General features: G+C 50.4%; 1 protein-coding gene. It reads right to left on the reverse strand.

The window, feature by feature from the left end; all coding sequences use genetic code 11:
* On the reverse strand, positions 1 to 405 hold a 405-nt coding region (locus tag GV818_RS33880), incomplete at its 3' end, for a fimbria/pilus outer membrane usher protein (RefSeq protein WP_256679601.1).
* Between the last annotated feature and the right edge of the window lie 6 nt (positions 406 to 411).

Genomic DNA, 411 nt, shown 5'->3' on the forward strand with positions numbered 1-411 from the left:
GAATGTCTCTTTTACCGGATAGGGCGAAAACGTTATGCCATGACGATGCAGCGCTACGCCACCGTTTAAGGATGCGCTGTAGTTATGCTGATTGCCGTCATTCAGGCCAGCGGATAAACCGAGCTGCGTATAGTGAAGGTTGGTGGTGATATTGCCGTTAAAGGCGTTACTCTTATCCTGATTATCGCGGTCTGCAGAGACGTTGTAGTTAAGGTTTTGACCGATAGAGCCGCTTTCCTGAACGCCATAATTTTGTTTTTCCCCCTGAGCGCGCATGTAGGTACTGACGCGATCCTCGCCAAAAGGAACGATCAGGCTGACATAAAAGAGATCGTCATCGCGGCTGGTGCTGCTCTGGTTCTGGGTATCACTATTGCTCATGGCATGCTGCCAGTTTACGGACAGCGAGGT

This window comes from Pseudomonas sp. Fl4BN1, assembly GCF_009908285.1.
In the GTDB taxonomy this organism is placed as follows: domain Bacteria; phylum Pseudomonadota; class Gammaproteobacteria; order Pseudomonadales; family Pseudomonadaceae; genus Aquipseudomonas.